Here is a 5268-nt window from a genome sequence, read left to right on the forward strand (position 1 = left end):
CAAAAAGGAAACGATTTATTGTTACAGCGAAGAAGAACGCGTTAACGCCATCGAAAAACTAAAACCAAAACCAGAAATCACCCGATTCAAAGGATTAGGGGAAATTTCGCCAGATGAGTTTAAGCATTTCATAGGGCAAGACATTCGTTTAGATCCCGTCATGTTAGATAAAGCCACAACGATTGAAACCTTGTTGGAGTTCTACATGGGTAAAAACACCCCAGACCGACAAGAGTTTATCATCAACAATTTGAAAGTGGAGTTGGATGTGGTAGAGAAGTAGGCTATGAGATATTTATCAATTTTATTTTTTTGTTTTCTTTTATTTATTACAGCTTGTTCAAAAATTGATAATACACAAGTTGAAAGTTTTAATAAGTATGATAAAGTTAGATTACTTTCATATGATTCACATAGAAAAGTATATTCAAAAGAAGATTATTTATGGATTAAGAATGATACTTTAATCATACCTAAAGTAAAAATTATAGATAATGTAATATTAAGTAAAGAATATAAAAAACAAATAATAAATGTTTTATGCTCATATGACAATAAAAATTGTTCTATGGCAGATTGTTATAATCCTAGACATATTTTACTTTTTTATAGAAATAATAAAGTAGTTGATTATTATGAATTTTGTGCTTCATGTGGAGGTAGCACTCAAAGTAGAGGAATGAAAATACCATCTATATGTACAGAGCAAGGACAAGAATTAATCAAAATATTTAAAAAAATGAAATTGAAGAATGATGGAGAAGAAGGGTTTGAATATAAGTATTTTTAAAGTTTTATACCATATAAATAAAGTGATGCTAAAAGAACAAAATGAAAGACGAAGAAGATAACATCATCCCAGAAGACGACAATTTAGAGAATCAAGACCAACCTCAAAAAGAGGAAGGTTTTGAGGATATTCATGTGTCAACGGGACATCATTTTTACGAAAACAACGAAAATCCAGAAGACACCATTACCAAAGTTACAGGAATGTACAAGGATTGGTTCTTGGATTACGCTTCCTATGTAATTTTGGAGCGTGCCGTTCCTGCGATTGAAGACGGTTTCAAACCCGTACAACGTCGTATTATGCACTCAATGAAGGAATTGGATGATGGACGTTACAACAAAGTGGCGAATATCATTGGGCACACCATGCAGTATCATCCTCACGGAGATGCGAGTATTGGTGACGCTATGGTGAACATCGGACAAAAAGATTTGTTGATTGATTGCCAAGGAAACTGGGGAAATATTCTAACCGGTGACGGAGCCGCAGCACCACGTTACATCGAAGCTCGAATTTCAAAATTTGGTCACGATGTGTTGTTCTCGCCAAAAGTTACCCAATGGCAATTGAGCTACGATGGTCGTAAAAACGAACCGATTCATTTACCCGTAAAATTCCCATTGCTTTTAGCACAAGGTGGGGAAGGTATTGCCGTAGGTTTATCAACCAAGGTTTTACCTCATAATTTCATTGAGTTAATCGATGCGTCGATTAAAATTTTAAAAGGAAAACCATTCACACTTTTTCCAGATTTTCCAACTGCCGGAATTGCCGATGTTTCCAACTATAATGATGGAATGCGAGGTTCTCGTGTGCGTGTGAGAGCTAGAATTGCGCCTTTAGATAAAAATACCTTGGTGATTACCCAAATTCCGTTTTCAACTGATACCACAAAATTGATTGATAGTATCTTGAAAGCCAATGAAAAAGGGAAAATTAAAATCAAGAAAATTGAAGATAACACAGCTGCTGAGGTTGAAATCCTAATTCACCTACAACCTGGAACTTCACCAGACAAAATGATTGATGCTCTATATGCGTTTACCGATTGTGAATTGTCTATTGCGCCATTAGGTTGTGTGATTGAAAATTGCAATAAGCCTTTGTTTATAGGAGTTTCCGATATTTTGAAGATTTCTACCAATCGTACGTTGAATATTTTAAAACGCGAGTTAGAAATTCAATTAGACGAACTCGAAGGCAAGTGGCATTTTGCGAACTTAGAGAAGATTTTCATTCGTGAAGAAATGTACATCGACTTCAAACTGTATTCGGATAGAGATTCGCTTTACAAATACATGTACGATCGATTTGAGCCTTTCAAAAAGATTCTAATCCGCGAAATTGAAGACGATGATTTGCAACGTTTGACGCAAATTCCAATGATTCGTATTACACGATTTGACTCGGATAAAGCAGACGATGCAATTGCAAAATTAGAAGCTGAAATCGAGCAAGTGAAATTCCATTTGGATCATTTGATTGATTATGCGGTAGATTATTTTACTAATTTAAAAGACAAATACGGAAAAGGAAGAGAACGTTTAACCGAATTACGTAATTTCGATAACATTCAAGCGACGAAAGTAGTATTGCGTAACCAAAAATTCTATGTAAATAGAGAAGAAGGTTTCGTTGGAATGGGCTTGAAAAAAGACGAATATGTAGGCGAATGTTCCGATATTGATGATGTTATTGTTTTCTTACGTGATGGAAAAATGATGGTTACTAAAATCGACGATAAAAAGTTCGTTGGAAAAGATATCATTCACATTGCCGTATTCGATAAAAATGACAAGCGCACCATTTACAACATGATGTATCGTGATGGTAAAAACGGCTCTACGTTTATTAAGCGTTTCAATGTTTCTGGAGTAACTCGTGATAAATTCTATGATTTAACACAAGAAAAAGCAGGTTCAATGGTGTCGTATTTTTCAGCAAATCCAAATGGAGAAGCAGAAGTCGTTACGATTTTATTGCGCCAAGTAGGAAGCGTGAAAAAACTGAAATGGGATGTCGATTTCTCAGATATTGCTATCAAAGGAAGAGCGTCTCGTGGAAATACGGTTACCAAATATCCAATCAAAAAAATTGAACTAAAAGAGAAAGGAATTTCAACTTTACGTCCGAGAAAAGTTTGGTTTGATGATACGGTACAACGTTTAAATGTCGATGGAAGAGGCGAATTGTTAGGTGAATTTAAACCAAACGATCGCTTGTTAATCGTCAACCAATCAGGGAAACTGAAAACAATAATTCCAGAACTTTCAACCCATTTTGAAGAGGACATGATTGTGTTAGAAAAATGGAATCCAAATAAACCGGTTTCGTGTATTTATTACTGTGGTGAAAAAGACAGATATTTTGTAAAACGTTTCTTAATTGAAAACGAAAATAAAGAGGAAATCTTCATAACCGAGCACGAAAAATCGCAACTAGAAATCGTTTCAACCGATTGGCGTCCAGTAGCTGAGGTGGTTTTTGCTAAAGTGAAAGGCGTTCAAAAAGAAAATCAAGTAGTTGATTTAGAACAATTCATTGCTGTGAAAGGAATCAAAGCTTTAGGAAATCAATTAACTACGGATAAAATTAAGCAGATAAATATGTTAGATCCGCTTCCGTATGAAGAGATTTTAGAAGAACCAGAAATTCAGCAAGAAACTTCAGATGATAATGAAGGTGCTGACATTCAAGATTTCAACATAGAATTAGACGATGACGGACAAATTACGTTGTCTTTAGAATAAAGTATGAACTTAGAAATGTTCGAAAAACCATTTTCTTGTCTAACTGAACTTGTTTCAGTTTCTAAAAAGTAGATGCTGAAATGAATTCAGCATGACAGAAGTATTGGTTTTTCGAGCATTTTTTTTATTGATTTTTATCATTTTTCATTCCAAATAAAACGCTTAATTTCGCTCCAAATTAAAACACAACAACTAATGTCAACATTTCCATCAGACATTGAAATTGCACAAAACGCAACGATGTCTCACATTAAAGAAATTGCTAAAAAAATCAATATTTCAGAAGATGATTTAGAATTTTACGGCAAGTACAAAGCCAAATTACCACTACACTTACAACAAGAAAATCCAAAAGGAAAATTGATTTTAGTTTCTGCCATGTCACCAACGAAATATGGTGAAGGTAAAACTACAATGTCTATCGGTTTAACGGATGGTTTGAATTACATTGGTAAAAAAGCAATTGCCGTTTTACGTGAACCTTCGCTTGGACCTGTTTTTGGTTTAAAAGGAGGCGCTGCTGGTGGTGGTTATGTACAAGTGTTGCCAATGGAAGATATTAATCTGCATTTTACGGGTGATTTTTCTGCAATTGAAAAAGCGAATAACTTGCTTTCAGCGGTGATTGATAACAATCTGCAAAACACGAAATATTCTTTAAATCTTGACCCAAAATCCATCGCTTGGAAACGTGTGATGGACATGAACGATCGTTCTTTACGTCAGATTATTATTGGAGTAGGAGCGAAAGCGAATGGAACCATGCGTGAAGATGGTTTCAATATTACACCAGCTTCAGAAGTGATGGCGATTTTATGTTTGGCAAAAGATTTAGAAGATTTGAAATTCCGATTAGGAAATATATTCGTTGGAAAAACTTTGGACGGAAAAGCCATATTTGCTCGTGATTTGAATGTAGTAGGAGCAATGGCAACTTTATTGAAAGATGCGATTAAACCTAACTTAGTACAAACGATTGACGGAAATCCAGCGATTTTACACGGTGGACCATTTGCTAGTATTGCACAAGGAACAAATACCGCAATCGCTACAAAAATGGGATTATCGTTAGGGGATTACGTAGTAACAGAAGCAGGTTTTGGTGCCGATTTAGGAGCTGAAAAATTCTTGCATATCAAGTGCGAACAAAGTGGTTTAAAACCAGATGCCGTGGTTTTAGTAGCAACAATTAGAGCAATTAAACATCATGCTGGATTAGCTGCTGAAGATTTTAAAACGGAAAACGTAAGTGCTATTGAGAAAGGTTTCTGCAATTTGGAAAAACACATTGAAAACATGCAACAATTTGGATTAAATCCTGTGGTTTGTATCAATGCTTTCCCAGATGATACGCAAGCGGAATATGATAAATTAAAAGAATTATGTGCAACTAAAGGTGTAACTGCAATTGTAAGTACCGCTTTTGCTCAAGGTGGAAAAGGTTCAGCTGAAGTAGCGCAAAAAGTAGTTGAAGAAATCGAAAAAGGAACAGCCAATTACAAACCATTGTACCAACCTTCGGATGCTATTGAACATAAGATTAATGTGGTAGCCAAAACGATTTATGGTGCGAATTCAGTAGAGTTTTCTCCAAAATCGAAAGCGCAATTAAAAATGATTAACGATTTAGGGTTTAGTCATTTTTCGGTTTGTATGGCGAAAACGCCTGCGAGTTTTTCAGACAATGAAAAGTTAATTGGTCGCCCATCGAATTTTGATATTACC

Annotated in this window: 3 protein-coding genes and 1 pseudogene; all 4 read left to right on the plus strand. The window is 35.2% G+C overall.

The window, feature by feature from the left end:
• A pseudogene (locus L6Q46_RS04790) lies at positions 1-283 on the plus strand (type IIA DNA topoisomerase subunit B); the annotation flags it as partial.
• 3 nt (positions 284-286) lie between these two features.
• Entirely contained in the window at positions 287-790 is a 504-nt protein-coding gene (locus tag L6Q46_RS04795; protein ID WP_291283347.1) for a hypothetical protein, read from the plus strand.
• 41 nt (positions 791-831) lie between these two features.
• A complete protein-coding gene (locus L6Q46_RS04800; protein ID WP_291283348.1) occupies positions 832-3543 on the plus strand; it encodes a DNA gyrase/topoisomerase IV subunit A in 2712 nt (903 codons plus the stop codon).
• 195 nt (positions 3544-3738) lie between these two features.
• The coding region (locus L6Q46_RS04805) for a formate--tetrahydrofolate ligase (RefSeq protein WP_291283349.1) at positions 3739-5268 on the plus strand (1530 nt) is incomplete at its 3' end.

Source organism: Flavobacterium sp., from assembly GCF_023151265.1.
Taxonomy (GTDB): Bacteria; Bacteroidota; Bacteroidia; order Flavobacteriales; family Flavobacteriaceae; genus Flavobacterium.